This window comes from Limnohabitans sp. 2KL-3 (genome assembly GCF_001269405.1).
GTDB lineage: Bacteria > Pseudomonadota > Gammaproteobacteria > Burkholderiales > Burkholderiaceae_C > Limnohabitans_A.
This window is the reverse complement of the sequence record NZ_CXON01000002.1, coordinates 476,752-502,543: the sequence shown is the minus strand read 5'-3', so window position 1 is coordinate 502,543 and position 25,792 is coordinate 476,752. Positions and strand designations below refer to the sequence as shown.

The 25,792-nt window shown below is 59.7% G+C and carries 22 protein-coding genes; 14 read left to right on the top strand and 8 right to left on the bottom strand.

The features are described 5' to 3' along the window. Positions 1–361: 361 nt before the first annotated feature. Positions 362–1,909 (bottom strand): threonine ammonia-lyase, biosynthetic, encoded by a 1,548-nt coding sequence (ilvA, locus tag AMM41_RS04760; protein ID WP_089953535.1) that lies wholly within the window; start codon positions 1,907–1,909, stop codon positions 362–364. A 397-nt stretch (positions 1,910–2,306) separates the two neighbouring features. Between ilvA and AMM41_RS04750 the strand changes: the two genes are divergently transcribed. After that, positions 2,307–2,759 carry an OsmC family protein gene (locus AMM41_RS04750; protein ID WP_089953530.1) on the top strand — a complete coding sequence of 151 codons (453 nt, stop codon included), beginning with the start codon at positions 2,307–2,309 and terminating at the stop codon, positions 2,757–2,759. 715 nt (positions 2,760–3,474) lie between these two features. Here AMM41_RS04750 and coq7 read toward each other — a convergent pair. Beyond that, complete coding sequence (gene coq7 / locus AMM41_RS04745; RefSeq protein WP_089953527.1) at positions 3,475–4,101, bottom strand: 2-polyprenyl-3-methyl-6-methoxy-1,4-benzoquinone monooxygenase; 627 nt, start codon at positions 4,099–4,101, stop codon at positions 3,475–3,477. A 350-nt stretch (positions 4,102–4,451) separates the two neighbouring features. On the opposite strand from coq7, the gene AMM41_RS04740 reads away from it, so the two are divergent. After that, positions 4,452–5,501, top strand: a complete 1,050-nt coding sequence (locus tag AMM41_RS04740; protein WP_089953524.1) for a porin — start codon at positions 4,452–4,454, stop codon at positions 5,499–5,501. Between the two features lie 315 nt (positions 5,502–5,816). On the opposite strand, the gene AMM41_RS04735 is transcribed toward AMM41_RS04740, so the two are convergent. Next, on the bottom strand, positions 5,817–6,788 hold the full coding sequence (locus tag AMM41_RS04735) for a Bug family tripartite tricarboxylate transporter substrate binding protein (RefSeq protein WP_194944604.1): 972 nt from the start codon (positions 6,786–6,788) through the stop codon (positions 5,817–5,819). 105 nt (positions 6,789–6,893) lie between these two features. Here AMM41_RS04735 and AMM41_RS04730 point away from each other — a divergent pair, with 105 nt between their 5' ends. From AMM41_RS04730 to AMM41_RS04685, 10 genes are all read left to right on the top strand, one after another. Next, on the top strand, positions 6,894–7,604 hold the full coding sequence (locus AMM41_RS04730) for a DUF3047 domain-containing protein (RefSeq protein WP_089953521.1): 711 nt from the start codon (positions 6,894–6,896) through the stop codon (positions 7,602–7,604). Between the two features lie 121 nt (positions 7,605–7,725). Then, positions 7,726–9,324 carry an ABC transporter substrate-binding protein gene (locus tag AMM41_RS04725; RefSeq protein ID WP_228769101.1) on the top strand — a complete coding sequence of 533 codons (1,599 nt, stop codon included), beginning with the start codon at positions 7,726–7,728 and terminating at the stop codon, positions 9,322–9,324. Continuing rightward, the gene (locus AMM41_RS04720) at positions 9,324–10,304 is read left to right on the top strand and encodes an ABC transporter permease (RefSeq protein WP_089953518.1); all 981 of its coding nucleotides are present in this window, start codon (positions 9,324–9,326) and stop codon (positions 10,302–10,304) included. The genes AMM41_RS04725 and AMM41_RS04720 overlap by 1 nt, the downstream gene beginning before the upstream one ends. Positions 10,305–10,306: 2 nt before the next feature. Next, positions 10,307–11,542 carry a M20 aminoacylase family protein gene (locus tag AMM41_RS04715; protein ID WP_089953516.1) on the top strand — a complete coding sequence of 412 codons (1,236 nt, stop codon included), beginning with the start codon at positions 10,307–10,309 and terminating at the stop codon, positions 11,540–11,542. Positions 11,543–11,585: 43 nt separating this feature from the next. Next, positions 11,586–13,166, top strand: coding sequence for an ABC transporter substrate-binding protein (locus AMM41_RS04710; protein WP_089953513.1), 1,581 nt, complete (start codon positions 11,586–11,588; stop codon positions 13,164–13,166). A gap of 3 nt (positions 13,167–13,169) precedes the next feature. After that, entirely contained in the window at positions 13,170–14,078 is a 909-nt protein-coding gene (locus tag AMM41_RS04705; RefSeq protein ID WP_089953511.1) for an ABC transporter permease, read from the top strand. Beyond that, positions 14,075–15,043 (top strand): ABC transporter ATP-binding protein, encoded by a 969-nt coding sequence (locus AMM41_RS04700; RefSeq protein WP_089953509.1) that lies wholly within the window; start codon positions 14,075–14,077, stop codon positions 15,041–15,043. The genes AMM41_RS04705 and AMM41_RS04700 overlap by 4 nt, the downstream gene beginning before the upstream one ends. After that, a complete protein-coding gene (locus tag AMM41_RS04695; RefSeq protein WP_089953506.1) occupies positions 15,040–16,035 on the top strand; it encodes an ABC transporter ATP-binding protein in 996 nt (331 codons plus the stop codon). The genes AMM41_RS04700 and AMM41_RS04695 overlap by 4 nt, the downstream gene beginning before the upstream one ends. A gap of 68 nt (positions 16,036–16,103) precedes the next feature. Continuing rightward, positions 16,104–16,439, top strand: a complete 336-nt coding sequence (locus tag AMM41_RS04690; RefSeq protein WP_089953504.1) for a helix-turn-helix domain-containing protein — start codon at positions 16,104–16,106, stop codon at positions 16,437–16,439. Continuing rightward, on the top strand, positions 16,436–17,665 hold the full coding sequence (locus tag AMM41_RS04685; RefSeq protein WP_089953501.1) for a type II toxin-antitoxin system HipA family toxin: 1,230 nt from the start codon (positions 16,436–16,438) through the stop codon (positions 17,663–17,665). The genes AMM41_RS04690 and AMM41_RS04685 overlap by 4 nt, the downstream gene beginning before the upstream one ends. Before the next feature lie 183 nt (positions 17,666–17,848). Here AMM41_RS04685 and AMM41_RS04680 read toward each other — a convergent pair whose 3' ends face one another. Beyond that, entirely contained in the window at positions 17,849–18,865 is a 1,017-nt protein-coding gene (locus tag AMM41_RS04680; RefSeq protein WP_368664959.1) for a porin, read from the bottom strand. Positions 18,866–18,947: 82 nt separating this feature from the next. On the opposite strand from AMM41_RS04680, the gene AMM41_RS04675 reads away from it, so the two are divergent. After that, positions 18,948–20,441, top strand: a complete 1,494-nt coding sequence (locus AMM41_RS04675; RefSeq protein ID WP_228769092.1) for a phage integrase SAM-like domain-containing protein — start codon at positions 18,948–18,950, stop codon at positions 20,439–20,441. 36 nt (positions 20,442–20,477) lie between these two features. Here the strand turns inward: AMM41_RS04675 and AMM41_RS04670 are convergent, their stop codons facing one another. From AMM41_RS04670 to AMM41_RS04655, 4 genes are all read right to left on the bottom strand, one after another. Then, positions 20,478–21,479, bottom strand: coding sequence for a Bug family tripartite tricarboxylate transporter substrate binding protein (locus AMM41_RS04670; RefSeq protein ID WP_089953496.1), 1,002 nt, complete (start codon positions 21,477–21,479; stop codon positions 20,478–20,480). A 77-nt stretch (positions 21,480–21,556) separates the two neighbouring features. Beyond that, the gene (locus AMM41_RS04665) at positions 21,557–23,053 is read right to left on the bottom strand and encodes a tripartite tricarboxylate transporter permease (RefSeq protein ID WP_089953494.1); all 1,497 of its coding nucleotides are present in this window, start codon (positions 23,051–23,053) and stop codon (positions 21,557–21,559) included. 420 nt (positions 23,054–23,473) lie between these two features. Continuing rightward, entirely contained in the window at positions 23,474–23,938 is a 465-nt protein-coding gene (locus tag AMM41_RS04660; protein WP_089953491.1) for a tripartite tricarboxylate transporter TctB family protein, read from the bottom strand. Next, positions 23,935–24,909: a Bug family tripartite tricarboxylate transporter substrate binding protein gene (locus tag AMM41_RS04655; protein ID WP_089953488.1), complete on the bottom strand. Its 975-nt coding sequence runs from the start codon at positions 24,907–24,909 to the stop codon at positions 23,935–23,937. Before AMM41_RS04655 ends, AMM41_RS04660 begins: the two co-directional genes overlap by 4 nt. A gap of 150 nt (positions 24,910–25,059) precedes the next feature. On the opposite strand from AMM41_RS04655, the gene AMM41_RS04650 reads away from it, so the two are divergent. Beyond that, entirely contained in the window at positions 25,060–25,782 is a 723-nt protein-coding gene (locus AMM41_RS04650) for a response regulator transcription factor (RefSeq protein ID WP_089953729.1), read from the top strand. The last annotated feature ends 10 nt before the right edge of the window (positions 25,783–25,792 follow it).

Below are 25,792 nucleotides of genomic sequence, written 5' to 3'. Positions count from 1 at the left end.
CCGCAGGAGGTTGAGGGCGATGCTGCGCAAGCAGCAAAAGAGCCCGGGGATGGGGAAGAGCCAAGTTGATCACAAACGCTGGCCAAACGAGTACTTCGCGCAGTTGGGGCTGTTCACCATGACGCAGGCCCGAATGCAAGCGAGCCAATCCCGATGAGGAAACCACTGACTGGAGAGCCGTGTGCGGGAAAACTGCACGCACGGTTCGGAGGGAGGGGAGGCCTTGGCCTTTCCTACCCCTATCAAACACAAAGAGGCCGCCCCCATTGCCCCAAGTGCAGGGCCCCCACAAAGAGGCCGCCCCCATCACCCCGAGGGCAGGGCTCTGCATTTCGCCTATGGGCCCTTGCTCTGCAAGCGATCAACTGCGCAAAAACAAACGGTAAACCGGGTTGTCGGTTTCTTCGTTGTAGGGATACCCCAGCGTTTTGAGGAACTTGTCAAACGCTTTGTTGTCTTTGGGGGGCACCTGCAGGCCGACCAAGATGCGGCCGTAGTCGGCCCCTTGGTTGCGGTAATGGAACAAACTGATGTTCCAACCTGGGCGCATCAGGCTCAAAAATTTGAGCAAAGCCCCCGGGCGCTCTGGAAATTCAAAACGCAGCAAGCGCTCGTCTTGTGACAGGGTCGAATGCCCACCCACCATGTGGCGGATGTGCTCTTTGGCCAGTTCGTCGTGCGTCAGGTCAATTGCCTTGAACTGTTGCTTGTTGAACTTGGCCGTGATCTTGCTGCTCTCGCCTTTGCCGTGCGTGCTCAGGCCCAAAAACACATGGGCCTGGTCGGAGTCGCTCATGCGGTAGTTGAATTCGGTCACGTTGCGGGGGCCGCCCGGCAAGCTGCCAATCAATTCCAAAAAGCGCTTGAAACTGCCGCGCTCTTCGGGAATCGTGACGGCAAACAAGGCCTCTTTTTCTTCACCCACGTCGGCCCGTTCGGCCACAAATCGCAGGCGGTCAAAGTTCATGTTGGCCCCGCACAAAATGGCGGCGTAGGTCTGGCCTTTGGTTTTGTGGGTGGCCACATACTGCTTGATGGCGGCCACCGCCAATGCACCTGCAGGCTCCACAATCGAGCGGGTGTCCACAAAAATGTCTTTGATGGCGGCGCACACCGCATCGGTGTCCACGGTCATGAATTCGTCCACCAAGCCCCGTGCCACGCGAAAGGTCTCTTCGCCCACCAATTTGACCGCTGTGCCGTCCGAAAACAGGCCCACATCGGTCAAGTTGACGCGTTTTTTGGCCGCCACCGACTGCATCATCGCGTTGGAGTCGTTCATTTGCACGCCGATGACCTTGATCCCGGGGCGCACGGCTTTGATGTAGTTGGCCACGCCAGAGATCAAACCGCCCCCGCCAATGGCCACAAACACCGCATCGAGTGGCCCCTGTTGCTGGCGCAGGATTTCCATGGCAATCGTGCCTTGCCCGGCGATCACATCTGGATCATCAAAAGGATGAACAAAGGTCAGGCCCTGTTTTTTTTGCAAGGTCAATGCATGGTTGTAGGCGTCGGAATAGCTCTCGCCAAACAACACCACGTTGCCCCCCAGACCTTTGACCGCGTCGATCTTGACTTGCGGGGTGGTGGTGGGCATGACGATGATGGCCCGGGTGCCCAGTTTGCTGGCACTCAAGGCCACGCCCTGAGCGTGGTTGCCCGCGGAGGCGCAAATCACACCGTTATGAAGTTGCTCAGGCGTGAGTTGCGCCATTTTGTTGTACGCCCCACGCAGTTTGAAACTGTGCACAGCCTGCTGGTCTTCGCGCTTCAAATAAACCTTGTTGCCCAAGCGGCGAGACAGGTGAGTGGCGGACTCCAGAGCCGATTCGGTGGCCACATCGTAGACCTTGGCGTTCAGGATTTTTTTGAGGTAATCGGCAGGAGTGAGGTGTTTTGTCGTCATGACCTAAGCGATGAAAGGCGGCGCACATCGCGGAAAAAAGAATGACCTTGATGATAACGGGCAAAAAAAATGCCCCAAACCTTGCGGCTTGGGGCAAATCCACCTTTTCAGAGGGTGGAGGAGACAAACGGTGCATGCAAAAAAGCACGCTTGTTCGCAATTGTACGGGTCTTTTGTTGCAACGCAGCAAGTTGGGCCCTGCAAAATGAAAAAAGTTGTAAACGCGAATGTGCTTGAGGAAACTGACAAGCAGGATTGACACTGTCATGGCCCCACATTCCGAGGGGCCGCCGGGATCTTGGCCCGTCCCGACAATCCCGACGGCCACTGTTGGGTAACATTGCTTGTTGTTTCAGGAGCGGGCCTGTGGGGCCGTTCCCATCACCAAGGATTAAAAATGGAATGCACAGTCACCTGGATCGGCGCGGCCGGCACCCGATCCGGCATGGGTTTTTTGGCGGAAACCGGTTCCGGCCACATGATCGCCATGGATGGCGCACCCGATGCGGTCAAACCCGAGAACGGGGGCCAAAATCTGGCACCCCGCCCCATGGAAACTTTGCTGGCGGGCACCGGCGGCTGCACCGCCTACGACGTGGTGCTGATTTTGAAGCGGGGCCGTCACGATGTGCGAGGGTGCAGCGTCAAACTCAGCAGCCAACGTGCCGAGGTGGACCCCAAGGTGTTCACGCATATCAACATGCATTTCACCGTCACGGGCAAAGGCGTGCCGGCGCTTGCCGTGGAGCGTGCCATTGCCATGAGCCACGACAAATATTGCTCGGCCAGCATCATGCTGGGCAAAACAGCCGAAATCACCACCAGTTTTGAAGTGATCGAAGCCGATTGACGCAGACCAACACCGCGAGCAGGGCCTTGGCTTTTTGTAGGAGCGACGCCCTCGTCGCGAAACCCCCACATTCCACAAACCTCGCCTTGCAAGCGAGCTTGCTCACTGTTGATCCGGACCTGTGAAGTTTGAAGTGAACAACTTTTCTTGAGCACCGTGATCTGTGTGGGAGTCCCGCCCTCGGGGCGATGAGTGATGGTCCGTGAGGCTCTATCGCGGCGAGGGCACCGCTCCCACAAAAAGCGTTCTTGCAAACTTCATCGGGCTGGATCAAAAGGCTCAGCGATCAGCCCCACAATCCCTGTGGGAGTCCCGCCCTCGGGGCGATCGGTGGTGGTCCGTGAGGCTCTATCGCGGCGAGGGCGCCGCTCACAAAAAGCGTTCTTGCAAACTTTATCGGGCTGGATCAAAAGGCTCAGCGATCAGCCCCCCAATCCCTGTGGGAGCCCCGCCCTCGGGGCGATGGGTGGTGGTCCGTGAGGCTCTATCGCGGCGAGGGTGCCGCTCCCACAAAAAGCGTTCTTGCAAACTTCATCGGGCTGGATCAAAAGGCTCAGCGATCAGCCCCACAATGCCTGTGGGAGCCCCGCTCTCGGGGCGATGGGTGGTGGTCCGTGAGGCTCTATCGCAGCGAGGGCACCGCTTCCACAAAAACCGTTATTGCAAACTTTATCGGGCCGAATCTTCATCAAGGACGCTCTGTTCATGCCCAGCGTCAGACCCGGTAGGCGATAGTGGTCATCAGTTTGGCGGCCACTTTCATCGCTGATTTGACGGGGGCGGGCAGTTCCACCGCGCCAGACTTCATGGCCATCTGGGCGTGTGCTATTTCATCGGCCTTCATTTGAGCCACAACGGCGCGTGATGCCGTGTCGGCAGCGGGCAGATTGTTCATGTGGCTTTGCAAATGGGCTTCGACTTGACGTTCAGTTTCAACAACAAAACCCAGGCTGATCTTGTCGCCGCCCAATTTGCCAGCTGCATAGCCAATGGCAAACGAGCCCGCGTACCAAAGTGGGTTCAAGAGTGAGGGGCGGTCGTTCAGCTCATCGAGCCGCTGTCGGGTCCAGGCCAAGTGGTCGGTTTCTTCTCGGCTCGCTTCTGACAGTTTGGCTTGGAGTGCCGGGTCGTGGCTGGCCAAGGATTGCCCGGTGTACAGCGCTTGGGCGCACACCTCGCCCACATGGTTGATGCGCATCAGGGCGGCGGCCTCGCGTCGTTCGCTTTCGCTCAGCTCCAAGGTGGCCATGCCTTGGTGGGGCATGGGGCGGCTGGACCGTGCAGGCGAGCACAAAGTGCGCAAAGCGCTGTCGGCGGCCAAAATCAAAGGTGTTAAAGGCATTCAATGAGTGTAATCAATGCCGCCTGTGTCCGCACACTCGAGATCCGGCCGCTCAGGGCCGAGGGTCTGAGCACGTTGATGATTTTCATGTGAAGCTTGCGAGATGTACTAAAAGTGATTGAATTTGTTCAATAAAGCGTTCAATTTCAAAAAATCAAAACTCGCCGAATCTGTGGTGTGTTGTTGGGTTGCAACGAAAAGACCTTTTCTTCGTTAATTTTCTTGGAGAAGCGAGAAGGCTCTGGTGCAATAGATGCAACCTTCCAGATATGGAGGTTGGCTCAGGGTCTCAACAGGTGATGGACACCTTTCTGATTCGGGGCCCTTGTTTAACCTTGGAGAAACTTGCAATGAAAAAATCTCTGATTGCTCTGGCTGTTTTGACAGCTTCTGGCATTTCTTTCGCTCAATCTTCGGTCACCATGTTTGGCGTAGTTGACGCGGCCTACGCTAAAGGCACTGGCTCTTTGACTGACAAAACCCAGTTGAAAAACTCTGGTTACAACAGCAGCCGTTTTGGCGTGCGTGGTACTGAAGACCTCGGCGGTGGCTTGAAGGCTTCTTTCCACCTGGAAGCTGGCGTGAACAATGACGATGGCTCTGGTTCAGGTACAAACACAAATAACCAATCTTCTGGTGCCATTGCAGGCTCAACAACTGTTGGTTCGCAAGGTTTGACTTTTAACCGTCGTTCCACTGTGAGCTTGGAAGGCGGCTTTGGTGAGTTGCGTCTGGGCCGTGACTACACGCCTCAGTTCTGGACTGAAACGGCTTTTGATCCGTTTGGCACCAACGGCGTGGGCACCAACATTGCCTTCAACAAAGGTGGTACAACTGGCGTTCGTGCTTCCAACAGCATTGGCTACTGGTCTCCTTCTTTCAATGGCGTGAAAGTCTGGGTCCAGACTTACATGGGTGAAAACGCATCCACAGACGGTGCCAAGGCTGGCGACGGCAATGCCATCCGCTTGACTTACGACGCAGGTCCATTGAGCTTGGCTTACGCCACCTCCAGCACCAAAACTTCAACTGCTGGTGTGAACAACGAAACCTCCAACATTGGCGCTTCTTACGATTTGGGCATGATCAAGTTGATGGCTCAATCCAACAAGACCAAAGTTGACGGCTCTGCTGACATCGACGGTTATGTTGTGGGTGCCACCGCACCTTTGGGCAAGGGCACCTTGCGCTTTGCAATGTCTGAGACCGACAAAGCCGGCGTCAAGAGCAACCTGACCGCCATCGGTTATGTGTACGGCCTGAGCAAGCGCACTGACTTGTACGCTACTTACGCTCGCGTGGCCAACAAAGGTGGCGCCACTGCTGCTTTGAACGGTGCCACCACCGGTGCCGACCAGTCGTCCACAGGCTACGACTTCGGTATCAAGCACTCCTTCTAATCCCCTGCTGTCGTCAGACAGCTTGAGATTTCGAAGAAATAAAAAACCCACCGTGGCAACGCGGTGGGTTTTTTTGTTGTACTTGATTGATCCGGCCCTGTGAGGTTTACAAGAACGCATTTTTTGTAGGAGCGGTGCCCTCGCCGCGATAGAGCCTCGCAGACAACCACCCACCATCCACCACCCATCGCCCCGAGGGCGGGGCTCCCTCAGGGATCGCTGTGCCCAAGAAAAGCCGTTCACCGCAAACATCACAGGGCCGGATCAATGGTGTGGAGCGCTCACCCGGAAGGACTCTGCAATAGTTCCCCCCTTTTACTGCAGCGCAATCCCCGCCTTCTGGATCACGTCGGTCCAGCGGCGGATGTCGTTGTCCAGCAGTTGGGCCAGTTGTGCGGGGGTGCTGGCTTTGGCTTGGACGTTCAGGGCGCCCAGTTTGCCCGCCACTTCGGGGGTGTTCAGCACGCGGGTGATGTCGGTGTTCAGCCGCTCCAGCAGGGCTTTGGGGAGTTTGGCGGGGGCGGCCAAGGCGTTCCAGGACGACACCTGAAATGCACTCAGGCCCGCCAGTTCGCGCACAGCGGGGGTGCCCGGAAAGTCGGCCGCACGTTGCTCGCCCATGACGGCCAGCAGTCGCAGAGATTTGGCCTGAATGTGGGGCTTCAAAGGCCCCAAAATTTCGACCGCTGCGCCGATTTGACCGCCGCGCAAGGCGTTCAGCACCGCAGGCGTGCCGTTGTAGGGAATGGTTTGCGCTGCCCACTGGGCCTGGCTGCGAAAGAGCTCGGCGGCCAGGTGCTGGGTGCTGCCTGTCTGAATCGTGCCCAGGTTGAGCTGGCCAGGGTGGGCGCGGCCAAAGGCCAGCAGGTCGGCCAGGGTTTTGTGGGGCGAGTGGTCGGGCACCACCACCGCCATGTCAAACAAGCCCAGCAGCGACACCGGCGCAAAGTCGGTGCGGGGGTTGAAGGGCTGGGTTTTGAACAAACCGGCACTCACGGCGGTGGCGTTGGACATGAGCAGCAAGGTGTGGCCATCGGGCTCGGCCCGGGCCACCAGTTCGCCCGCCACCATGCCCCCTGCGCCGGGCCGGTTGTCCACCACCACGGGCTGACCCCAGGCCTGCGCCAGGGCTTGGCCCACGGTGCGGGCCGTCAGATCGGCGACACCGCCTGGGCCAAAGGGCACGATGATGCGCACAGGTTTTGACGGAAAAGGCGTTTGCGCTAAAACCCCCACCCAGGGCGTGGCGCACAAAGCGGCTTGCAAGAGCTGGCGTCGGTGAATCATGGCTGGGAAACTTTCAATTTGATCAATGGCGGGTTCAACATGGTGCAAAGGGTTCGAATGGGGCGCAGCTCATTTTGGCAGGGGTGTTCATTGTGGCTGCTCTGGATGACACAGTTGACGGGGTGCGCTTTGTGGCCGCCGTCCGATGACCCCGCGCCACAGGCTCAACAAGCGGTGCCACAAGACTTGCCTTTGCAGTTTTCGGCGCAAGACAAGTCGCGCTGGGAGGCCATGACCCTGCCCGGCAAGTTGAGGACCATGTTCACACTGGAGCGGCGCGGAGACAAAGCGGCGCTGCAAGCGCAAGCCAAGGCGTCGGCCAGCATGCTGCGCCAGCGGCTGAACATCGCGCCAGACAAGCTGGGCAGCTTGCAGTTTGAGTGGCAAGTGGAGCAGTTGATTGCCGGGGCCGACATGAGCCAGCGCGAGACCGAAGACTCTCCCGTGCGCCTGATTTTGGTGTTTGAGGGCGACCGCAGCCGGTTTTCAGCCAAAAACGCCTTGCTCAGCGAGTTGACGCACGGATTGACGGGCGAGCCCTTGCCTTATGCCACCTTGATGTATGTGTGGTGCAATGCCTGCCCGCCGGAGTCGGTCATCGTCAATCCCCGCACCGACCGGGTGCGCAAACTGGCCGTGGAGTCGGGGCCGACCCATTTGGGGCAGTGGCGGTCATACCGGCGCGATGTCAAGGCCGATTTTGAAAAGGCCTTTGGCGAGCCGCCCGGGGCTCTGTTGGGGCTGGCCATCATGACCGACACCGACAACACCCGCAGCACAGCCCGCGCTTGGTATGGCGCGATTCGCTTGGATTGAATGCACCAGTCTTGTGCGCGACAGGACATTTGGGGGAATTCCCTGCCCTGTCAGCTGGCTTGAATGTTGCATACTCATCAGTTACCCAACTTTTTGTCACCGAGGTATTTTGATGAACAAGATGAGCCCCGTCGCCATGCTGCCCAGCGCCCTGACCGCTTCTTTGGTATTGGCCGGCGTGATGACCGCCGGTCTGGTGCAGGCCAAGCCTTTCAAATGGACCAGTGCCAGCGACATTCCCACGCTCGACATCCATTCGCAAAACAACGCTTTGGGCAACGGCGTGCATGCCGCCATCTTTGACTCGCTGGTCTACTACAACAGCAAAACTTTCAAGATCGAGCCCCGCTTGGCCACCTCTTGGCGCGAAGTGTCGCCCACGCAATACCGTTTTAACTTGCGCAAGGGCGTGAAGTTCAGTGACGGCTCGGCCCTGACGGCGGATGACGTCGTGTTCTCGCTGGACCGTGCCCGCGCCAAAACCTCCAACTTCAACGTCTACACCCAGGGCATGAGCCGCATCGTCAAGGTCGACGCCAACACGGTGGACATCATCTTGAGCGGCCCCAATCCAGTGGTCCTGAACCAGATGACCGAGCTGCGCATCATGAGCAAAGCCTGGGCCGAAAAGAACAAATCGGTGGAGCCCAAGGACGCCAAGACCAAGGAAGAAAACTTTGCCCACCGCAACGCCATGGGCAGCGGCCCTTACATGGTCAAAGACTGGCAGCCTGACCAAAAGTTGACGCTGGTGAAAAACCCCAACTGGTGGGGCTGGTCTGAAGCTGCCACCAACGTGACCGAAATCATCTACACCCCCATCAAGAACGAAGCCACACGCGCTGCCGCCTTGTTGTCGGGTGAGATCGACTTTGTGCTGGACCCCAGCCCACAAGACTTGGGCCGCATGCGCAACAACGCCAACCTCAAGGTGGTCGACGGCATTGAAAACCGCACCATCTTTTTGGGCATGGACCAGCACCGCGATGAGCTGCCCGGCTCCAGCGTCAAGGGCAAAAACCCCCTCAAGGACGTGAAGGTGCGCAAGGCGCTGTACCAGGCCATCGACATGGACACCATCCACCGCGTGACCATGCGTGGCCTGTCGCAAAACACGGGCGCTTTGGTGGCCCCACAGGTCAATGGCTGGACGAAGGCTGTAGACACCCGTTTCCCCTATTCGCTGGACGCGTCCAAAAAGCTGCTGACCGAAGCCGGTTACCCCAACGGCTTTGAGGTGGACTTTGCCTGCCCCAACAACCGCTACATCAACGACGAAGAAATTTGCCAGGCCATCACCGCCATGTGGGCCAAGGTGGGCATCAAAGCCAAGCTGCGCACCCAGCCGCTGGTGACCTATTTCCCCATGATCCAGCGCTACGAAGCCAGCATCTACATGCTGGGCTGGGGCGTGCCGACCTTTGACGCGCTGTACAGCCTGCAGTCGCTCACCCGCTCGGTGGGCACGGGTGGCGACGGCAACTACAACGTGGGCCGCTACAGCAACCCGCGCATGGACTACATCGTGGACCGCGTAAAAACCGAGACCGACTTGCCCGTGCGTGACCGCCTGCTGACCGAAGCTTTGCAGTTGTCCAACGACACGGTCTCTCACATTCCGCTGCACAACCAGGTCATCCCCTGGGCCATGAAGAAAAACGTGGAGGTGGTCCATCGTCCCGATAACCGCCTCGACTGGACACTGATCAAGGTCAACTGATGCTCGCCTTCATCTTGCAACGGCTGATTCAGGCCGTGATCGTGATGGTCACGGTCGCTTTCATCGCCTTCTTGCTGTTCCAGTACGTGGGTGACCCGGTGGTCTTCTTGCTGGGGCAAGACGCTACCAAAGAGCAGATCGACCTGTTGCGGGCCGATCTGGGCCTGGACCAGCCGTTCTTTGTGCAGTTCGGCCACTTTTTGTACAACGCCGTGCAAGGTGAGTTTGGACTGAGCCTGCGCCAAGGTGCCAAGGTCTCGCGCCTGATCGCCGAGCGTTTGCCCGCCACGTTGGAGCTGGCCATGGTGGCTGCCTCTTTGGCCTTGGTCATTGGCATTCCGATGGGGGTCTACGCGGCCTTGCGCCGGGGCACCTGGGCCAGCCAGCTCATCATGACGGTGTCGCTGCTGGGGGTGTCGCTGCCCACCTTCCTGATCGGCATTTTGTTGATCCTGGTGTTTGCGGTGATGCTCGGCTGGTTCCCCAGCTTTGGTCGGGGTGATGTGGTGCAAATGGGCTGGTGGTCGAGCGGCTTGATGACGGCCAAGGGCTGGCACCACATCGTGCTACCGGCCGTGACGCTGGCGATCTTTCAGCTCACGCTGATCATGCGCCTGGTGCGGGCCGAGATGCTGGAGGTGCTGCGCACCGACTACATCAAGTTCGCCCGCGCCCGTGGCTTGTCCAACCGCGCCATCCATTTTGGCCATGCGCTCAAGAATACCTTGGTGCCCGTGCTCACCATCACCGGTTTGCAACTGGGCGGCCTGATCGCATTCGCCATCATCACCGAGACGGTGTTCCAGTGGCCCGGCATGGGCCTGCTGTTCATCCAGGCGGTGACGTTTGCTGATATTCCGGTCATGGCCGCCTATTTGTGCCTGATTGCGCTGATCTTTGTGGTGATCAACCTGATCGTGGACTTGCTCTACTTTGTGGTGGACCCGCGCCTGCGCGTGGGCAAGCCCGGAGGCCATTGAACATGGGCGCTTCTTTGCAATCGGTGTTGGGGCGGGGCGCGGCGTTTGCACGCATCGCTCAGTTCCACCCCGAACTCACCGCCTTCAGGCGCGACCTGCACGCCCACCCCGAGTTGGGCTTTGAAGAGGTCTACACCTCGGGCCGTGTGGCCGACATGCTCAAGGTCTGCGGCGTGGACAGCATCCACACGGGCATTGGCAAAACCGGCGTGGTGGCTTTGGTGCACGGCCAAGGCCGCTCGGCCACCAACCCGGGCCGCATGATTGGTCTCAGGGCCGACATGGATGCGCTGCCACTGACCGAGCACAACGAATGCACTTGGAAATCGGGCACGCCCGGCTTGATGCATGGCTGTGGCCACGACGGCCACACCGCCATGCTGATGGGCGCGGCGCGTTATCTGGCCGAAACCCGGCGCTTTGACGGCACAGCCGTGCTGATTTTTCAGCCGGGCGAAGAGGGCTACGCAGGTGCCCGCGCCATGATCGAGGATGGTTTGTTTGAGAGATTTCCGTGTGAACAGGTCTATGCCCAGCACAACTCGCCCGAGACGCCTTTGGGTGTGATCGGCATCACCCCTGGCCCCATGCAGGCGGCGGTGGACCGCATCGAGATCCGCATCATCGGCAAAGGTGGACACGGTGCCCGTCCGCACCAGGGTGTGGACCCGGTGCTGGTGGCTGGCCACATCATCACGGCCGCGCAAAGCGTGGTCTCGCGCAACCTGTCGGCGTTTGACCAAGCGGTCATCAGCATCTGCTCGATGCAAGCGGGCCACCCCGGTGCCATGAGCGTGATCCCGGGAGAGGCCACTTTGGTGGGCACGGTGCGCACCTACAGCGAGCGGGTGCAAGACCAGATCGAAGACCGTTTGCGCGCCTTGTGCAACGGTGTCGCGCAAGGCTTTGGGGCCTCGGCCGAATTGACCTATGAACGCGTCTACCCCGCCACCGTGAACACCGTGCCCGAAGCACAGTTTGCCTGCGACGTGGCGGCGACTCTGGTGGGCGAAGACAAGGTCTGGCGAGACATGCTGCCCAGCATGGGCGGCGAAGATTTCTCGTTCATGCTCCAGGCCAAGCCCGGTGCATACATCCGCATCGGCCAGGGCCTGCCACACGGCCCCGGCCCGCACCCGCTGCACAACAGCCGCTACGACTTCAACGACGACATCTTGCCGCTGGGTGCGGCCCTGCACGCCAGTTTGGTGGAGCAGGCGCTGCCCTTGGCGGCATGATGCTTCGATGTGATTGACAACATTCTTTCAAAAGGAAAACTCCATGGCTTTCAAACTCAATCCTTTCGTGGCCACTTTGGCCGCAGCGCTGGCCTTGTCCGCGGTTTCGGCCTCGGCCGTGACCCTGCGCGTGGGCAACCAAGGCGACGCCTTGTCCATGGACCCGCATTCGCTCAACGAGTCTTTGCAAATTTCTGTCGTTGAAAACGTCTACGAGACTTTGGTTTCACGCGACGCCAACTACAAACTCACGCCCTTGCTGGCCACCAGCTGGAAGCAAACCGCGCCCACCGTGTGGCGTTTTGAGTTGCGCAAAGGCGTCAAGTTCCATGACGGCACACCCTTTACCGCTGACGATGTGATCTTCAGCTACGAGCGTGCCAAGGGCGACGGCTCGGACATGAAGAGCTATGTGGGCCAGTTCAAAGAGATCAAAAAGATCAACGACCACACCATCGACATCATCACCAACGCGCCTTTCCCCATCGTGCCCGAGTTGATCACGCACTGGGCCATCATGAGCAAGAAGTGGTGTGAAGACAACCAGGCCACCAAGCCGGTGGATCGCCGCAAAGGCATTGAAAACGCCGCCTCTTTCCGTGCCAACGGCACCGGTCCTTTCCGTGTGCGTGAGCGTCAGCCCAGCGTGCGCACCACCTTCACACGCAACGGCAACTACTGGGGCAAGATTCCCGGCAACGTGGACGAGGTCATCTTCAGCGTGATTGGCAACGACGCCACCCGCGTGGCGGCCATGATGTCGGGCGAACTCGATGTGATGGAGCCCGTGCCCGTGCAGGACGTGGAACGCCTGAAAGCCAATGACAAACTCAAGGTGCTGCAAGGCCCTGAGCTGCGTGCCATTTTCCTGGGCATGGACCAAAAACGTGACGAGTTGCTGTTCTCGAACGTGAAGGGCAAAAACCCCTTCAAGGACGTCCGCGTGCGCAAAGCCTTCTACCAGGCCATCGACATCGAGACCATCAAGAGCCGTGTGATGCGCGGCGCGGCTACGCCTTTGGCGCTGATGTACCCCCCACAGGTCAATGGCTTCCCCGCCGATCTGGCCAAACGTTTGCCTTATGACGTGGAAGCCTCCAAGAAACTGCTGGCTGAAGCGGGTTACCCCAACGGTTTCGAAGTCAAGATGAACTGCCCGAATGACCGTTATGTGAACGACGCCGAGATCTGCCAGGCCGTGGCCGCCAACTTGGCCAAGGTCGGGGTCAAGATCAACCTGGAAGCCGAGACCAAGGGCACTTATTTCCCCAAGATCTTGAGCCGCAACACCAGCTTTTACATGCTGGGCTGGACCGCCAGCACGGTGGACGCACACAACGTCATGTACCCCATCTTGTCCACCCCCGGTGACGGCGGACGTGGCCAGTTCAACCTGGGCTCTTACAGCAACCCCAAGGTGGACGAGTTGACGGACAAAGTGGCGTCTGAAACCGATCAGAAAAAGCGTAATGAGATGATCCGCGAAGCCATGAAGATCCACCAGGACGACATCGGCCATTTGCCTTTGCATCAGCAAGCGCTGAACTGGGCGGCCAAGAAAAATATCGAGCTGGTGCAGTTTCCGGACAACGGCATGGCTTGGAAATTCATCACAGTGAAGTAATCCATGAACGCCCTGAAACGTTGGCTGCAAAGCGACGTGGGTTACAGCTTCCGCCAATCGCCCACGGCGATGGTGGCTGCTGCCATCGCCTTCGTCTGTCTTTTTTGTTCGGTTTTTGCTGGCTGGGTCTCACCCACTAACCCCTTTGACCTGGCCACGCTGGAGTTGAGCGACGCCCGCTTGCCGCCCGCTTGGATGGAGGGAGGCTCCAGCAAGTTCCTGCTGGGCTCCGACGATCAGGGGCGCGACATTTTGTCGGCCCTGATCTACGGCTCGCGCATCTCGCTGATCGTGGGCCTGGCCTCGGTCATTTTGTCGGTGGCCGTGGGTGTGGGTTTGGGCTTGTTGGCCGGCTTCAAAGGCGGCTGGATCGACGCTTTGTTGATGCGTTTGTGCGATGTGATGCTGTCCTTTCCAGCCATCTTGGTGGCATTGTTGATCGCCGGGGTGGGGCGTGCCCTGTTCCCCAACGCCAACGAGTCACTGGCCTTTGGCGTGCTGATCATCTCGATCTCGCTCACCGGTTGGGTGCAATACGCCCGCACGGTGCGTGGCACCACGCTGGTCGAGCGCAACAAGGAATACGTGCAGGCCGCGCGTGTGACGGGTGTGCCCTCGCTGCGGATCATGGTCAAGCATGTGCTGCCCAACGTGATGGGCCCCGTCATGGTGCTGGCCACCATCCAGGTGGCCACGGCCATCATCACCGAGGCGACGCTGTCGTTCCTGGGTGTGGGCGCTCCGCCCACTTCGCCATCGCTGGGCACGCTCATTCGCGTGGGCAATGATTATTTGTTCTCGGGCGAGTGGTGGATCACGATTTTCCCGGGCCTGATGCTGGTGCTGATCGCCTTGTCGGTCAACTTGCTGGGTGACTGGTTGCGCGACGCGCTGAATCCGAGATTGCGATGAGTCTTTTACAAGTCAAAAACCTGGTGGTGGAATTCCCCAGCCGCCACGGCACGCTGCGTGCGCTGGACGATATTTCTTTCGACATCGCCCCCGGTGAAATTCTGGGGGTGGTGGGTGAATCGGGTGCGGGCAAGTCGCTCACGGGCGCGGCCATCATTGGCCTGCTGGAGCCGCCGGGCCGTGTGGCCGGGGGGCAGATTTTGCTCGAAGGCCAGCGCATCGACCACCTGAACAACGACCAAATGCGCCACATCCGGGGCCGCAAGATCGGTGCGATTTTTCAGGACCCGCTGACCTCGCTCAACCCGCTGTATTCCATCGGGCGGCAGCTGACCGAAACCATTTTGGCCCACCTGCCCGTGACGCCCCAAGAGGCGCGACAACGCGCCATCCAGCTGCTCAAGGACACCGGCATTTCGGCCGCCGAAGAGCGCATCGACCATTACCCGCACCAATTCTCGGGCGGCATGCGCCAACGCGTGGTGATTGCTTTGGCCCTGGCGGCCGAGCCGCAACTGATTGTGGCCGACGAGCCGACCACGGCGCTCGATGTGTCCATTCAGGCGCAGATCATCAGCTTGCTCAAAAAGGTCTGCAAAGACCGGGGCGCAGCCGTGATGCTGATCACGCACGACATGGGCGTGATCGCCGAGACCTGCGACCGCGTGGCCGTGTTGTACGCCGGGCGCGTGGCCGAAATCGGCCCGGTGCACCAGGTCATCAACCACCCGGCCCACCCTTACACCGCAGGCCTGATGGCCTCGATCCCCGACATGGACAGTGACCGCGAACGCCTGAACCAAATTGACGGCGCCATGCCCCGCCTGAACGCCATCCCGCAAGGCTGCGCCTTCAACCCGCGCTGCCCCAAAGCCTTTGACCGCTGCCGCCAAGACCGACCCAATTTGGTCCAAGCGGGCGTGACCCAGGCCGCTTGCTGGCTGCACGATGGGAGCGCGTCATGAGCGAGAAAAAAACACAAGCTTTGGTCGTGGCACACGACCTGGCCAAAACCTTTGATGTGTCGGCCCCTTGGCTCAACCGTGTGATCGAGCGCAAGCCGCGCCAACTGCTCAACGCCGTGGACGGCGTGAGTTTTGAGATCGAACGCGGCAAAACACTCGCCTTGGTGGGTGAGTCGGGTTGTGGCAAAAGCACGGTGGCCCGTTTGTTGGTGGGCCTGTACGAGCCCACACGCGGCGGTCTGACCTTTGACGGGCAAGACGCCCACGCCGCCTTCAAATCGAACGATGCCAAGGCCATGCGCCAGCGCATCCAGATGATTTTCCAAGACCCCTATGCCAGCCTGAACCCTCGCTGGACGGTGGACAACATCATTGGCGAGCCGCTCAAAGAGCACGGCCTGATCAGCGATGCCGAAGAGCTCAAAGCCCGTGTGGCCGAATTGCTCCAATCGGTGGGCCTGTCCCCGCTCGACATGGTCAAGTACCCGCACCAGTTCTCGGGCGGGCAGCGTCAACGCATCTCGATTGCCCGCGCTCTGGCCACAGCCCCCGAGTTTTTGGTGTGCGACGAGCCAACATCGGCCCTGGACGTGAGCGTGCAGGCGCAGGTGCTCAACATCATGAAGGACCTGCAGCGCGAGCGCGGCCTGACCTATTTGTTCATCAGCCACAACCTGGCCGTGGTGCGCCATGTGAGTGACCAGGTGGGCGTCATGTATTTGGGCCGTCTGGTGGAGCTGGCCGACAAACACACCCTGTTTGGCAACCCGCAGCACCCTTACACCAAGATGCTGCTGGACGCGATTCCGAAGATGCACGACACCGGCCGTGCCCGCACCCCGGTGCAAGGCGAGGTGCCCAACCCGCTCAACCCGCCTAGCGGCTGCACCTTCCACCCTCGCTGCCCACAAGCCACCGACATCTGCCGCTCTGAGCGTCCGCCATTGCGCGACTTCAAAGGCATCAAGATCGCTTGTCACGCGGTAGTGTGATCATTTGGAGATAGGCACAAGGTCATTAAAGATTAAAATATCAGTCATTCAATGAATTTAATCTGTCAATGACTGAATTTTTAGACTTTGGATTCTCCACGTCTGAAGAAATCGCACTGGTTTTGGCGCAGCGCTTGAAAAGCCTGAGGGTTCAAAAAGAAATTCCTCAAGCCGACTTGGCGCAGCGCATGGGCGTGTCTCGCAGCACGCTCAACACGCTCGAAAATACCGGTAAGGGTTCGGTGATCTCCTGGATCAAACTGGTGCAGTGCTTGGGCCAAGAAGGGCAATTGCAGCCGCTTTTCAAACCCGTGACGGCTTCCATCGCCGACATGGTGAAACAACAACAACCCGCCCGTCGGCGCGTCACCCGAAATCGCACTCGGCCCGTGGTCAAGCGATGAAAACAGTACAGGTTCGCTACCAAGGCTGGGGGGAAAATTGGCCACTGGGCACCTTGGCTGACAACGGTCAGCAACTGCTGTTTGAATACTCACCTCAAGCCTTGGCTGAAGGCGTGTCCTTGTCCCCGCGGCATTTGCCTTTGCAAAAGCAGGCCATGGGTCATTTCCCGTCGCATCAATGGCGCCTTCCAGGATTGTTTGCAGACTCTTTGCCCGATGGCTGGGGCATGCTGCTCATGGACAGGTTATTTCGAAAGCAAGGTCTTCGGCCAGAACAGTTGTCACCCCTGGACCGATTGAGTTTCATTGGCCAACGTGGCATGGGTGCGCTCACTTACCAGCCTGATTCTCAGGGTGATGTCTTGCAGGGTACGGTGGATCTGGTGGCGCTGGCCCATGAAACGGCTTTGGTCTTGCAGGGCGCAGACACGGAAACCCTGCAGGGCTTGGCCTTGTTGGGAGGCTCTCCACAGGGTGCCCGGCCCAAAGTGCTCGTGTTCTACGATCCATCGATGGCCCGCATCAGCACAAAACCCATGCCCGCAGGGTCGGGCTGGTTGGTCAAGTTTCAGGCCTTGGGCGAACACAAAGAAGTCTGTGCCATTGAGGCGTTTTATGCACAACTGGCCAGAGCTTGTGGTTTGGATATGCCCGAAACACATGTGTTTGATTTGAATGCCAAACAGGCCGCACTGGGCATTGAGCGCTTCGATCTGGTGCAAGACCAGCGTGTGCCGATCCATTCTTTGGCTGGTTTCTTGCACACCGACTTCAGAATTCCCTCTGCGGTGGACTACACGACTTTTTTACGCGCCACTCGAATGATCACTCGGGATGAACGTGAGGTGCAAAAAGCATTTGAGCGAGCGGTGTTCAATGTGCTTTTTCACAACCGGGATGACCATGCGAAAAACCTGGCTTACCGCATGGATGCGCAAAGGCACTGGAAGCTTGCCCCGTGCTTTGACCTGACGTACAGCGAAGGCCCCGGCGGTGAGCACCAAATGGACATTTGTGGCGAAGGCCTGCACATCACCCGCAGTCATGTGATGAAGTTGGCGCAGCAAGGCGGCATCGACGCAAGGTGGGCAGGGCAGAGGCTGGACGCCATGCTGGCAGTGACAGACCAGTGGGCTTCGATTGTCGAATCGTTTGATATCCGTCGAGCAACACGCCAAAAAATGCACCATATAGTGATTCGCCAGCGCGAAGCCTTGATGCGCTGAGCCAAGTGCATGAAACTCAGAGCAAACAAGCCTGAGCTTCTTTCGATCTCTTTGCAAGAATGGGGTTACAACTTCAGAATTTAACGGAGTCAGAAGATGTGACAGGCCAGAAAAAAAAACCACCGTGTTGCCACGGTGGGTTTTTGGACTTCAATCGGTCATCTGGCTTGCGCCAGCGTTCGATCAGAAGGAGTGCTTGACACCGAAGTCATAGCCAGTGGACTTGGCGTTTGCAGCAGTCACAGAACCGTTCAAAGCGACAGCAGCGCCGCCTTTGTTCTTGACCGAAGCGTATGTAGCGTACAGGTCTGTGCGCTTGCTCAGGCTGTAAACATAACCGAGGGCAAACTGGTTGCTCTTGGCATCGCCCTGTGCTGTGCTGGACATGGCCACGCGGACAGTACCAGCACCCACGGGGGCTGTGGCACCAAACAAACCACCTTTGATGTCTTTGGCACCGTCAATTTTGGTTTTATTGGTTTGAGCAAACAACTTGGCAACGCCCAAGTCATAAGAGCCGCCGATGTTGGAGGTCTTGTTTTTGACGTTCAGACCAGTTTTGGTGCTGGACGAAGCCAAAGCCACGCTCAATGGGCCGTTGTCATAAGACACACGGAAGGCATTGCCGTCGCCAGCCTTGGCAGCGTCTGTCGAAGCGTTTTCGCCCATGTAAGCCTGAGCCCAGACTTTCACGCCGCTGAACGAAGGCGACAGGTAACCAATGCTGTTGGAAGCACGAACGCCCGTCACACCACCTTTGTTGAAGGCAATGTTGGTGCCCACGCCGTTGGTGCCAAACGGATCGTAAGCGGTTTCAGTCCAGAACTGGGGCGTGTAGTCACGGCCCAAACGCACTTCACCGAAGTTGCCTTCCACGCTGACGGTGGAGCGGCGGTTGAAAGTCAGACCTTGGTTGCGTGCGTTGAGCACTGGGTCGGTTGCACCTGCAGCTTGGTTGTTGTTGTTGGTGCCAGCACCAGAGCCGTCGTCGTTGTTCACGCCAGCTTCGAGCCAGAAGGAAGCCTTCAAGCCACCGCCCAAGTCTTCCACGCCGCGGAAACCGATGCGGCTGCTGTTGTAACCCGAGTTCTTCAATTGGGTTTTGCTGCTCACAGTGCCAGTGCCTTTGGCATAGGCTGCGTCAACCACGCCGAACAGAGTCACGGAAGATTGTGCGAAAGCGCCAGTAGCAGCTGCCAATGTAGCCAGAGCAGTTAGATTGTTTAATTTATTTGCGAATAAAGAGTTAGTTTCGAATTTGTCACTCTATACTTCTCTAGCTATGACCGTACGGCCTTTACTTGCCTCTTTGTGCGCCAGTCTGGATGACTTTTTGGCCCAACCCCTGAACACCGTGGCGGTGTCCGGGGCGTCGGCCGTGGCCATTCTGGATGCCAACCAGCCGGTGTTTTATGTGGTCAGTCCGGCGTTTTGGCAGCAAATGACCGATTTGGGCCAGGTTGCACCCGTCAAAGGCCTGCGCAAACCCGGCCAGCCCCGACGCCCGGCACCGGCGGCCAGGTCAGATCTGGCGTTTGAGGCGCAAGGAGACGGCCTGGATGAAGAGCCGGGCGATGAAGACGAAGACGACAACGACGACAACGACGAAAACGAAGACAACTCGGGCCATGGCGTTGACGAACCTCGGCGTGCAGAGCATGCCCGGCAGGGCGCAGCCACAACGGCGAGCAAAACGCGAAAAACCGGGTACAGGTCTGCCGATGTGGCCGGCTCGGTGCTGACCCAAGGGACCATGCGGTTCAACCGTTTTGACGCTTTGGCCGACCAGCTGATGGACCTGGAAAACCAGCGCGTCAAACGCGGCGAGCTGAGCGCCGCCTCGGTGGGCATTTTGAAAAACCGGCTCGATGCGCATGTGTTGCCGTATTTCAAATACATCCCGCCCTCGCAGGTCACGCCCATGATGATGGACGCCTTTGTGCAGCGCTTGACCGACAGCCATCTGAGCTCAACCACGGTGTCTCAGTACTTGGTGGTGGTGCGCAAACTGCTCAAGTTGGCGATTCGCCATGGGTTTTTGCGCGAGATCCCCGAGCTGCCCTCTATTAAGGTGGCCAACCGGCCCCGTTCGATGCTGAGCCTGCGCGAGTACGCGGCGGTGGTGCGTACCGCCCACCGCTTGAGCAGAAAAGGCGACAAGGCCCCTGAGGTCAAGGCGTCCACCGGCTACCGCGAACGCTTTTGGGTGCAGCCGCGCCACCTGACCTTGCCACCCGACATGGCCTGGGCCATCCGTTTCATGGTCAACAGCTTTGTGCGCCCCGGCGACTTGCGCCAACTCAAGCACAAGCATGTGCAGGTGGTGCGGGGCAGCAGTGTGTATTTGCGCATGACCCTGCCCCAAACCAAAAAGCACGATGCCCCCATGGTGACCTTGCGCCCGGCGGTGCAGGTCTACGAGTCGGCTTTGGCCCAGGCGCGTTTGGACGGCTTTGGTCAACCCGACGACTACGTGTTTTTGCCCGCAGAAAACGACCGCAATTACGCTTTGGCGGTGCTGGGCTTTTGGTTCAAGTGGGTGATGCGCGAGGCGGGTGTGCCCTCGGAAGACGTGATGGGCCGCCTGCGCACGCTGTACTGTTTGCGGCACACGTCCATCATGTTCAGGCTGCTGTATGGGCAAGGCATTGACATGCTGACCTTGGCCCGCAATGCCCGTACCTCGGTGCAAATGATCGAGCGCTTTTACGCCTCGGCGCTCGATGGCGAGATGAACGTGGCCATGCTGCAAAGCCGGCGCACGTCCAAGTCTTGAATGGCCTGCTGCTCAGGCCCGCGCCCTCGAGGCGGGTCAGCCGGGTTTGATCTGACCCTTGATGACCACGTCTTTCCAGCGGGCCTGTTCTTTGGCAATGAAGGCCGCGTATTCGCTGGACGGGCCGCCTCCGGGGATGGCGCTTTCGGCGGCGTATTTGGCCATCACTTCGGGTGATTTCATGACCTTGGCGCATTCTTGCTGCAGCTTGAGAATGATCTCAGTTGGTGTGCCCGCACGCGCCGTGATGCCATACCACTGCACAGTTTCAAAATCTTTGAGCCCGCTCTCGGCCACGGTGGGCACGTCGGGCAACACCGGGATGCGTTCGGTCGTGCCCGTGGCCAGGCAGCGCAAAGCGCCGCTCTTGATGTGGGGCAACAAGGCGGGGGTGCCGGCCGAGAAAAGCTGAATGCGGCCAGCGAGCACATCATTGAGTGCCGGGCCCGTGCCTCGGTAGGGGATGTGGGTGACAAACATGCCGGTCGCCAGCTTGAGGGCTTCCATGGCCAGGTGACCGGCGCTGGCGTTGCCGGCCGAGGCGTAGTTGAGCTGGCCGGGACGGGCCTTGACGTAAGCAATCAGCGATTTGAGGTCGGTGACCGGCACGTCTTTGTGCACCACAAACAAACTGGGCACGCGCGACAACAAGGTCACGGGCACAAAGTCTTTGTTCACGTCGTAGCCGCTGTCGGGGTAGATCAGGGGGTTGACCGCCATCAGGCCGATGTGGCTCATGACGATGGTGTAGCCATCCGCCGGGGTGCGCATCATCTCTTGCATGGCGGGCACGCCGCCGCCGCCGCCTTTGTTGTCGATGATGAAGGACACGCCCATTTGTTTGGTCAACTCGGCCGCGATGGTGCGGGCCACGATGCTGGAGGTGCCGCCAGGGGCAAAGGGCACGATCCAGCGGATGGGTTTGTTGGGCCAAGCCGATTGGGCGTGGCCGCTGATGCCGGTGGCGGCCAAGCCGGCTGCGCCCATCCATTTGAGGTAGTCGCGGCGTGGCAGTGAGGGGGTGTTTTGCTCGTTCATGTCTTGTGTATCCCTAAATATCATGGGTGCTGCATCACACCAAAAAGGTGCTGTGTTTCAAAGAGGGAAACCACGCATCACGCATTGGCTGGGCGGCGAAACTGTCGCCAAAGTGTCGGGGCCACCAACAACAAAGCCGCCACCAGCATCAAGCCGCCCGACAAAGGCCGCGTGAAGAAGGTGGACCAGTCGCCTTGGCTGATGGTGAGCGCTTGGCGCATCGATTGTTCGCCCAGGGGGGCCAAAATCAAGCCGACGATCAAGGGCGCAGCCGGAAAGTCAAAGCGCCGCATGATGTAACCCAGCAAGCCAAACACAAACAGCAAGCCCACGTTGAACACCGAGTTGCCTGCGCCGTACACGCCCGCAGTCGAGATGACGATGATGCCGGCGTACAACCAAGGCGGTGGGATTTTGAGCAGCTTGACCCACAGGCTGACCAGCGGCAGGTTGAGCACCAGCAAGATCACATTGCCGATGTAGAGGCTGGCGATCAGCGTCCACACCAGGCTGCCTTGTTGGCTGAAGAGTTGCGGGCCGGTCTGGATGCCGTAGCCTTCAAAGGCCGACAGCATGATGGCGGCGGTGGCCGAGGTGGGAATGCCCAGGGTGAGCAGCGGCATCAACACCCCTGCAGCAGCGGCGTTGTTGGCCGCTTCAGGCCCGGCCACACCTTCGATGGCGCCGTGGCCAAATTCTTCGGGGTGTTTGGAGAGTTTTTTCTCGGTGTAGTACGACAGCAGCGTGGGCAATTCGGCCCCGCCTGCCGGCATGGCGCCGATGGGAAAGCCAAAGAACGCACCACGGAACCAGGGCTTCCACGAACGCGCCCAGTCTTGTTTGCTCATCCACAGGCTGCCCGAGAGCTTCATGACCTCGCCTGCTTTGGACTCGCGCCCTTGCCATGCCAAGTACAGCGCTTCGCCCACCGCGAACAGTCCCACTGCGGCCACGGTCACTTCAATGCCGTCGAGCAATTCGGGGCGGCCAAAGGTGAAGCGGGGTTGCCCGGTTTGCAGGTCCACCCCCACCATGCCCAAGAGCAAGCCCAGGCCGAGCGCCACTAGGCCACGCAACATGGAGTTGCCCAGCACGGCCGACACGGCCACCACCGACAAGACCATGAGGCTGAAGTATTCGGCCGGGCCAAAGGCCAAAGCCGCTTCGACCACCCAAGGGGCCACAAAAGTCAGGGCCAGCGTGCCGATGGTGCCGGCCACAAAGCTGCCGATGGCCGCAGTGGCCAGCGCTTGGCCCGCACGGCCGCGTCGGGCCATTTTGTTGCCTTCCAGCGCGGTGACCACGGCCGCCGATTCGCCCGGGGTGTTGAGCAAAATCGAGGTGGTCGAACCCCCATAGGCTGCGCCGTAATAAATGCCTGCAAACATGACGAACATGCTGGTGGCGGGCACATGGTAGGTCAGGGGCAGCAGCAAGGCGATGGTCAGCGCCGGGCCAATGCCAGGCAGCACACCGACCAGCGTGCCAACAAAACAGCCCACAAAGCCCCACATCAAGGTGGTGGGTTGCAAGGCAATGGCAAAGCCACCCATCAGGGCGTCAAAAGCTTCCATGGCAAATCCGATCTAAATATGTTGTGTGTTGAGTGTTGGGCGTTGATGTCCCCTGTAGGCGCGGCGCCCTCGCCGCGATGAACCCTCGCAGATCACCACCCATCGCCCCGAGGGCGGGGCTCCTACAAAGGGAAGTCCCCTGTAGGAGCGGCGCCCTCGCCGCGATGAACCTTCGCAGACCACCCCCTATCGCCCCGAGGGCTGGGCTCCCACAAGGGGAAGTCCCCTGTAGGATCGGCGCCCTCGCCGCGATGAACCTCCGCAGGCCACTGCCCATCGCCCCGAGGGCGGGGCTCCCACAAGGGGAATGCCCCTGTAGGAGCGGCGCCCTCGCCGCGATGAACCTCCGCAGACCACTGCCCATCGCCCCGAGGGCGGGGCTCCTACAAAGGGAAGTCCCCTGTCGTGCGGAACGCTCTCTCAAATCAACCAAGGCAGAGCAGGTCCCAAACCCACACCCAACAGCTGCGCAAACACAAACCAGAAGGTGCTGGCAATGGCTCCGCAGATCAGGGCCGATTTGAGGCCCAAAGGTGCATCAAACGAGCGGGCCACGCCCATGCCGCACAGCGTGCCGGGAATGACAAAACCCAAGGGAATAACCAGCGCAATGAACGCCACACCACCGCCCAGCAAGCTGAGCACACGGGTGTTGGCACCGGGCAGGGCCGATTGGTCCGGCGCTTGGCTTTCGTCGGTTTGGCGGCCGCGCCAAGCGCTCACGCCGTACAACACGGCAAAAACACTCAGCGCCGCCACGATCACGCCGGGTGCCAGCACAGGCCCCACGGTCATCTGCATCATGGATTCAGGAATGACCGTGACCTGCCAAGCAGCCACCCCGCACAGGGCGATCAGCAAAAGGGCCACGCGAAAAGGCGTCATGCCAAGCCCAGTTCTTTCATCAGGACTTCTTTCTCGGCGATGTCCTTGGCCAGGTCGCGCTCAAACGGGCGCTCGGTCATGAAGGCGTCGGTCCACTTGCGTGTTTCCAACTCTTGCTTCCACTGCGCAGACGCGTTGAGTTTGGTCACGAAATCGATCATGGCTTCGCGCTGGGCGTCCGAGATGCCAGGAGGCGCAAACACGCCACGCCAGTTGGACTCGGTCACGTTCACACCCAACTCGCTCAATGTGGGCACGTTCACGCCGGGAATGCGGCGCTTGCCGGACACCGCCAGCGGAATCATGCGGCCGGCCTTGATCTGTTCTTCAAATTCAGAGTAGCCCGAAATACCGGCCGACACTTGGCCGCCCAAAATCGCCGCGTTGGCGGGGCCGCCACCTGCAAACGCCACATAAGCGGCTTCGCGGGGGTTTTTGCCCAAGGCTTTGATCAGCATGCCCAAAATCAGGTGGTCGGTGCCGCCCGCGCTGCCGCCCGCGACCGACACGGCCTTGGGGTTGGCCTTGATGGCGGCTTCGAGTTCTTTCCAGGTTTTGATCTTGCCACTGGCGGGCACCACGATCACGCCGGCTTCTTCGGTCAGGCGGGCAATCGGGGTCACGTTCTTGATGGTCACGGGGCTCTTGTTGGCAATGCCCGCACCGATCATGACCGAGCCGCCGACCATCAGGCTGTTGCCCTGGCCTTTGCGCTGGTTCACGTAACGGGGTAAACCCACCATGCCGCCTGCACCGCCAACATTTTCAAACTGCATGGTGCCCACCAGGCCAGCGGCTTTGGCGGCGCGTTCGATGGCGCGGGCTGTGCCGTCCCAGCCGCCACCGGGGGCTGCGGGCACGAACATGTTGATGCTGGCAATCAGGGGCTTGGCTTGCGCCCAAGCGGGCAAGGCCATGGATGCACCAGCGGCAGCGCCGAGGGCCAGAAAGTCGCGTTTGGAAAGGGTCATGCGGGTCTCCTGTGTGAAAATGAAATGTCGTTTCTGCTGGGTGCAAGCCTTGGGCAGGCCTTGTGCAGATGCGTTGATTTTGGTGTGCTGCTGGCGGTGAAACTGTCAAACAGCTGTCAATTGCGTTCAGTGAAAACCCTCGAAACTCCCATGACCCCCCGAATCTTGTTGGTGGAAGACACGCCCGACATTGCCCTGTGGCTGGGCACGGCTTTGCGTCAAGGGGGCATGGCGGTCGAATTTGCCACCGATGGCCATGAGGCCGACCGCTGCCTGCAGGCGGGCCATGGTTTTGATGCGGTCTTGCTCGATTTGCAGCTGCCCGGGCAAGACGGCCTGAGCGTGTTGCAGGCCTTGCGGGCGCGGGGCGACACGGTGCCGGTGTTGATTTTGACGGCGCGTGCCAGCGTGCCCGACCGGGTGCTGGGCCTGAACATGGGGGCCGACGACTATTTGCCCAAGCCTTTTGATTTGAGTGAACTCGAAGCCCGCTTGCAGGTCTTGTTGCGCCGCCAAGGCCGCACCAAAACCAGCGCCTTGCGCTGGGGCCCGCTGGAGATGCAGCCCGACACCAGCGAGGTGCAGCTGCACGGCCAGCCGCTGGCGCTGACCCAACGCGAGGCGGCGGCGCTGCGCGTGTTGCTGGCTTCGCCCCAGCGCACCGTGAGCAAAGAGCAGCTGCACGCCGAGGTTTTTGCCGACGAGTCTGCCGGGCTGGATGCGGTGGAGGTGCTGATTTACCGCTTGCGCAAAAAGCTCGAATCGGCCGCGCTGGTGCCCGGCGCAGGGGCCGGTGTGGCGATCACCACCTTTCGCGGCATGGGTTACATGCTGACCCAGGCGGTCAAGCCCTCACAGGCCCCGACGCCATGAGCGCTTTTTC

Excerpts from the sequence above, each read along its gene's own strand:
- ilvA (WP_089953535.1), bottom strand. The coding sequence starts at position 1,909 with ATGACGACAAAACACCTCACTCCTGCCGATTACCTCAAAAAAATCCTG.
- AMM41_RS04750 (WP_089953530.1), top strand. The coding sequence starts at position 2,307 with ATGGAATGCACAGTCACCTGGATCGGCGCGGCCGGCACCCGATCCGGC.
- coq7 (WP_089953527.1), bottom strand. The coding sequence starts at position 4,101 with ATGCCTTTAACACCTTTGATTTTGGCCGCCGACAGCGCTTTGCGCACT.
- AMM41_RS04740 (WP_089953524.1), top strand. The coding sequence starts at position 4,452 with ATGAAAAAATCTCTGATTGCTCTGGCTGTTTTGACAGCTTCTGGCATT.
- AMM41_RS04735 (WP_194944604.1), bottom strand. The coding sequence starts at position 6,788 with ATGATTCACCGACGCCAGCTCTTGCAAGCCGCTTTGTGCGCCACGCCC.
- AMM41_RS04730 (WP_089953521.1), top strand. The coding sequence starts at position 6,894 with ATGACACAGTTGACGGGGTGCGCTTTGTGGCCGCCGTCCGATGACCCC.
- AMM41_RS04725 (WP_228769101.1), top strand. The coding sequence starts at position 7,726 with ATGAGCCCCGTCGCCATGCTGCCCAGCGCCCTGACCGCTTCTTTGGTA.
- AMM41_RS04720 (WP_089953518.1), top strand. The coding sequence starts at position 9,324 with ATGCTCGCCTTCATCTTGCAACGGCTGATTCAGGCCGTGATCGTGATG.
- AMM41_RS04715 (WP_089953516.1), top strand. The coding sequence starts at position 10,307 with ATGGGCGCTTCTTTGCAATCGGTGTTGGGGCGGGGCGCGGCGTTTGCA.
- AMM41_RS04710 (WP_089953513.1), top strand. The coding sequence starts at position 11,586 with ATGGCTTTCAAACTCAATCCTTTCGTGGCCACTTTGGCCGCAGCGCTG.
- AMM41_RS04705 (WP_089953511.1), top strand. The coding sequence starts at position 13,170 with ATGAACGCCCTGAAACGTTGGCTGCAAAGCGACGTGGGTTACAGCTTC.
- AMM41_RS04700 (WP_089953509.1), top strand. The coding sequence starts at position 14,075 with ATGAGTCTTTTACAAGTCAAAAACCTGGTGGTGGAATTCCCCAGCCGC.
- AMM41_RS04695 (WP_089953506.1), top strand. The coding sequence starts at position 15,040 with ATGAGCGAGAAAAAAACACAAGCTTTGGTCGTGGCACACGACCTGGCC.
- AMM41_RS04690 (WP_089953504.1), top strand. The coding sequence starts at position 16,104 with ATGACTGAATTTTTAGACTTTGGATTCTCCACGTCTGAAGAAATCGCA.
- AMM41_RS04685 (WP_089953501.1), top strand. The coding sequence starts at position 16,436 with ATGAAAACAGTACAGGTTCGCTACCAAGGCTGGGGGGAAAATTGGCCA.
- AMM41_RS04675 (WP_228769092.1), top strand. The coding sequence starts at position 18,948 with ATGACCGTACGGCCTTTACTTGCCTCTTTGTGCGCCAGTCTGGATGAC.
- AMM41_RS04670 (WP_089953496.1), bottom strand. The coding sequence starts at position 21,479 with ATGAACGAGCAAAACACCCCCTCACTGCCACGCCGCGACTACCTCAAA.
- AMM41_RS04665 (WP_089953494.1), bottom strand. The coding sequence starts at position 23,053 with ATGGAAGCTTTTGACGCCCTGATGGGTGGCTTTGCCATTGCCTTGCAA.
- AMM41_RS04660 (WP_089953491.1), bottom strand. The coding sequence starts at position 23,938 with ATGACGCCTTTTCGCGTGGCCCTTTTGCTGATCGCCCTGTGCGGGGTG.
- AMM41_RS04655 (WP_089953488.1), bottom strand. The coding sequence starts at position 24,909 with ATGACCCTTTCCAAACGCGACTTTCTGGCCCTCGGCGCTGCCGCTGGT.
- AMM41_RS04650 (WP_089953729.1), top strand. The coding sequence starts at position 25,060 with ATGACCCCCCGAATCTTGTTGGTGGAAGACACGCCCGACATTGCCCTG.